This is a genomic window from Psychromonas arctica, from assembly GCF_038155225.1.
Lineage (GTDB): Bacteria > Pseudomonadota > Gammaproteobacteria > Enterobacterales > Psychromonadaceae > Psychromonas > Psychromonas arctica_B.
In genome coordinates this window covers 1-212 of sequence record NZ_JBAKBA010000389.1, presented here as the reverse complement: position 1 = coordinate 212, position 212 = coordinate 1, and the positions used below count along the sequence as shown (strand labels likewise).

Sequence of the window (212 nt, the reverse complement as noted above, 5' to 3'; positions counted from 1 at the left end):
GCCGTGACATGTCTGTTAATCCAAAAGATAATAAACAAAAAAATGCAGACGGCGTTAAAACTTATCAAGTCGATGCGGGAGATTTAGGGCCTGAAGCCTTTAAATATGTCAGTGCAAAAGACAGCCCTTCTGGCACACCTATATTAATCGTAGGAAATGAAGTTAGCGGGACGACTCGCTTTTATAGAATTAATACAAAGGTAAAATAGCCC

Annotated in this window: 1 protein-coding gene; it reads left to right on the top strand. The window is 39.6% G+C overall.

Annotation, left to right across the window (positions count from 1 at the left end):
• A partial coding sequence (locus V6255_RS18875) for a hypothetical protein (protein WP_341629473.1) occupies nt 1–209 on the top strand: 209 nt, incomplete at its 5' end.
• Between the last annotated feature and the right edge of the window lie 3 nt (nt 210–212).